We start from the raw sequence: 3854 nt of genomic DNA, 5'->3' as shown, positions 1-3854 counted from the left end.
CGCGCAGGCGCAGGCCACCCGCGTGGTGCGCGCGGCCGCGCACGCGCCGGAACGGCCGGCCCGCCCGTCCGTGGACCCACCGCCCGCCGATCGGCCCCCCGCCGGTGACCACGAGGACGCCCGGGACGAGACCCGGGACGAGGACGGGACCTGGCACCCGGACGAGACCCGGGACGAGGACGGGACCTGGCACGAGGACGAGACCCGGGACGGCGACCGGGATGCCGACCGGGATCGGTGGGACGCCCAGGACCGCGACACCCGGTGGGACACCCGCGGGGACGACGGCCGGGAGTCCGGGGCGGGCTCCCGAGCGGACTCCCGGTCGGTCTTCCGTGGGGACGACCGCCCCGACCTCGACGATCGTGCCGACCCCTGGTCCTGACCGACCGCAGCCTCTCACCCGCCCGCTCCCCCACGGCTCCCGTGTTCGCCTCGCCGCCCTTCGTCCTGGACAGCGCCTCCGGCCGGGCCCATAGTGGGACGTCTCGCCGCACGGCCCGTCCCCCCGAGCGGGCGGTGGGAGCCCCTCGACGTGACGGGTGGTGACGATGGTGCAGACGCGCCCGCGGAACGGGGAGGGTCTCGGGGGGCCGGGCGACGACGACCCGGAGCCGGATTCCGGCCTGGGCTTCGTCGACGTCCCCCGGCTGGAGCTCGACCAGCTGCTGGAGCAGATCGTCGAGCGCGCCGAGGAGGTCATGGCGACCCAGGGGCGGCTGCGCGGCCTGCTGCGCGCGCACCGCGCGGTGGGCGCGGACCTGGAGCTCCCGGTCGTGCTGCGGCACGTCGTCACCGAGGCCCGTGCGCTCGTCGGGGCCCGGTACGCGGCGCTCGGCGTGCTCGGCGCCGACGGCCATCTCGTCGAGTTCCTGCACGAGGGCATGACCGACGAGGAGGTCCGCGCGATCGGTCGCCCGCCCCGCGGCGAGGGCCTGCTCGGGGCGCTGATCGACGACCCGCACCCGATCCGGCTCGCGAACCTGCACGACGACGCGCGCTCGACCGGCTTCCCGCCCGGGCACCCGCCGATGACCAGCTTCCTCGGCGTCCCGATCCGCGTCCGGGACGAGGTGTTCGGCAACCTCTACCTCACCGACCGGGAGCGCGGCGAGGTCTTCAGCGCGGACGACGAGGAGCTGGTCCAGGCCCTGGCGACCTCCGCCGCGGTGGCGATCGAGAACGCCATGCTCTTCGCCGAGACCCGCCGGCGACAGGCGTGGCAGGCGGCGTCGACGCAGGTGGCCACCGACCTGCTCGCGGGCGAGGAGCCCGCCGAGGTGCTGGAGGGGCTGGTCGCGACGCTGCGCGAGCTGAGCGACAGCGACGCCGCGGCCCTGCTCGTCCCGGCCGAGGGAGCGGGCGAGTTCCTCGTGGCCGTGGCCGAGGGGGAGCCGCTCGTCGCGGTGGAGAACACCCGGCTGCGCGCCCGGGACAGCGAGGCCGGGCTGGCGCTCATGGCCGGGCGGGCGATCGCGACGGCCGACGCCCCCGCCGACCCGCGGCTCATCGGGGTCCCGCTGGACCGGCTGGACGTCGGGCCCGCGCTCGTGGCGCCGCTGAACACGGCCGGTGCCCCGCGGGGCGCGCTCGCGGTGTGCCGGCGCCGCGGCAGCGCGCCCTACCGCCGGGAGGACCTCGACGCCGTCGTCTCCCTCGCGGGCCATGCGGGGCTGGTCGCGGCCTACGCCCGGGTGCGGCTGGAGCAGGAGCTGCGCCGCCGGCTCGACGACCGCGACCGGATCGCCGACGACCTCAACACCTCGGTCATCACCGAGCTCCTCGCGGTGGCCACCGACCTCACCGGCCTCGCCGGCAGCATGACCTCGCCCGTGCACCGCGCCAAGCTGCTGGCCCAGGCGAACCGCCTCGACCGCGTCGCGCGCGGCATCGGGTCCAGCGTCTTCGACCTCGGCCGGCCGGACGACACCCGCGGCGCCTGACCCCGCCGGCGCCCGACCGGCGCCCCTCAGCTCCCGGCGGGCTGGCCCAGCGCGGCGCGGGCGCGGACGATCGCGGCCCGCACCGCCTCGGCGGTGTCGTCGCGCTGCAGGTCGGTGAGGATGTCGCACACCGTCGAGAGCCGCTCCCGGAACCGCCCGGGCGGCACGGTCGCGACGGCCGCCCGCGCCTGGTCGAGGGCCGCGTGCCGGGCGGTCGCCGGCGCCCCCCGCCGGTCCAGGTCCACGCACCGCCGGACCAGCCGGGCGGCCCGCTCGGCGTCGCTCCCGCCGGCCCCGGCGGGTCGCACCGACTCGGGACCCTCGCGCATCGGTCCTCCTCCCGCCGCCCTGCGGCGGACATGCGGAAGCCTGACCCGTCTTGCGGCACCACGACAGGGACCACCGGCCCTGCAGGCAGGGCCGGGTGGGCCCCCGCCCGGCCCGGGCCCCGCTGCGCGACGACCTCCGCTCAGACGACCCCGTGCATCAGGTGCCACGCCCGCGCGGCCACGTGCAGGTTGAGCCGGGTGTCGACGGCGCCGAGGTCGTGCCCGCTGATCTCCCGGATCCGGCGGAGCCGGTAGCGCAGGGTGCTGCGGTGGATCACGAGAGCGCGGGCGGTGGCGTCGTAGTTGCCGCCCTGCTCGAGGTACTGCCAGACGGTGCGGACCAGCTCGGAGCCGCTCGTGGTGTCGTAGTCGAGCAGGGACCCGAGCCACTCCCGGACGTACCCGCGGACCTCGCCGTCGTCGCCGTCGACCGTGAGCACCCGGTAGATGCCCAGGTCCTCGTACCGGGTCACCCCGCTGGGCCGCCCGGACCCGAGGCGCACGGTGAGGGCCCGCCGGGCCTCCTGGTAGGAGCGGGCCAGCCCGGCCGGGTCGCGGCACACCGCGCCGACGCCGATCGCGCCGCCGTCCCCGCGGACCCGGTCGGTCACCGCCCGGTGCAGCTCCTCCCACGGGCACCGCCCGTTCGACTCCTCCGGTTCCGGGGCCACCAGCACCACCCCGTCCGGGTGCCGGGCGAGCAGAGCGGTCGTCCCGAGGGTGGCCCGGGTGGCGTGCTCCACCGCCCGGACCAGGCCGTCCTCGGCCGGCCAGCGCAGCACGAGGACGCGGTGCGGGCTGGTGAGGTCGTGCCCGAGGGCCTCGGCCCGGGCCCGCGCGCCGACGGCGTCGGTGCCGGCGAGCAGGTCGTCGACGAGGTCGCGGCGCAGCCGCAGCTCGGTCTCGGCGAGGTTGCGCTGGTGGCTGAGCTCCACGGTCAGCATCAGCGCGCCGTGCTGCAGCACGAAGGTCTCGTACTCCCCCGCCCGGCCCTCGGGGTCGACGAGCGCGAGCACGCCGAGCACCTCGTCGCGCGGCCTGGCCACGGCGACCAGCCGGTCGCGGTCGCGCACGGGCCGGGGGCTGCGGCACGCCTCGTCGAGCAGCGCGGTCCGGCGCCGGCGGACGGTGCGCACGGGGTTCTCCGGGCGGCCGGGCCCCGCCCAGGCCCGGAGCCCGCCGAACGCGTCCTCGACCGCCACCGGCAGACCGGTCAGCCGGTGCACCTCGGCGGCGATGCCCGCCTCCCCCGTCTCCGCGGCCACCGCGGCGGCCAGCCGTTCGTGGGCCTCCCGGCGGCGCTGCAGGTCCGCGACCACGGCCGCGAGCCGGTCGTTCTCCCCCGGCGACGCGGTACCCCGCTCCCGGACCGCGGTCCGCTCGCCCCGGCGGAGCCGGGCGGTGGTGAGCGCGAGGGAGGTCTGCTGCACGAGGATCCGCAGGACGACGAGCTCCTCCCGGGTCGGCTCCTGCGCGCAGGAGACCACGAGTTGCCCCGCCGGACCGCCGAGGGCGCGCAGGGCGTAGACCATGACCCACGCGGCGCCGGCCGCTGCGGCCGCACCGGTCACGTCGCCCTCGG

Annotated in this window: 4 protein-coding genes; 2 read left to right on the top strand and 2 right to left on the bottom strand. The window is 77.9% G+C overall.

Annotated elements, in window-relative coordinates; genetic code table 11:
• Nucleotides 1-385: hypothetical protein (locus ACFQH9_RS32150; protein ID WP_379572252.1), on the top strand; the 385-nt coding region annotated here is incomplete at its 5' end.
• Between the two features lie 166 nt (nucleotides 386-551).
• Complete coding sequence (locus ACFQH9_RS32145) at nucleotides 552-1943, top strand: GAF domain-containing protein (RefSeq protein WP_379572250.1); 1392 nt, start codon at nucleotides 552-554, stop codon at nucleotides 1941-1943.
• A 26-nt stretch (nucleotides 1944-1969) separates the two neighbouring features.
• Here ACFQH9_RS32145 and ACFQH9_RS32140 read toward each other — a convergent pair whose 3' ends face one another.
• Together ACFQH9_RS32140 and ACFQH9_RS32135 are read right to left on the bottom strand one after the other, a co-directional pair.
• Nucleotides 1970-2272, bottom strand: coding sequence for a hypothetical protein (locus ACFQH9_RS32140; RefSeq protein ID WP_379572248.1), 303 nt, complete (start codon nucleotides 2270-2272; stop codon nucleotides 1970-1972).
• Nucleotides 2273-2412: 140 nt separating this feature from the next.
• On the bottom strand, nucleotides 2413-3854 hold a 1442-nt coding region (locus ACFQH9_RS32135), incomplete at its 5' end, for a PucR family transcriptional regulator (RefSeq protein WP_379572246.1).

The sequence above is a fragment of the Pseudonocardia lutea genome, assembly GCF_042658055.1.
GTDB classification, from domain to species: Bacteria; Actinomycetota; Actinomycetes; order Mycobacteriales; family Pseudonocardiaceae; genus Pseudonocardia; species Pseudonocardia lutea.
Note: the sequence above shows the minus strand (reverse complement) of the source record. Positions and strands in the feature narration are given on the sequence as shown.

Excerpts from the sequence above, each read along its gene's own strand:
- ACFQH9_RS32145 (WP_379572250.1), top strand. The coding sequence starts at position 552 with ATGGTGCAGACGCGCCCGCGGAACGGGGAGGGTCTCGGGGGGCCGGGC.
- ACFQH9_RS32140 (WP_379572248.1), bottom strand. The coding sequence starts at position 2,272 with ATGCGCGAGGGTCCCGAGTCGGTGCGACCCGCCGGGGCCGGCGGGAGC.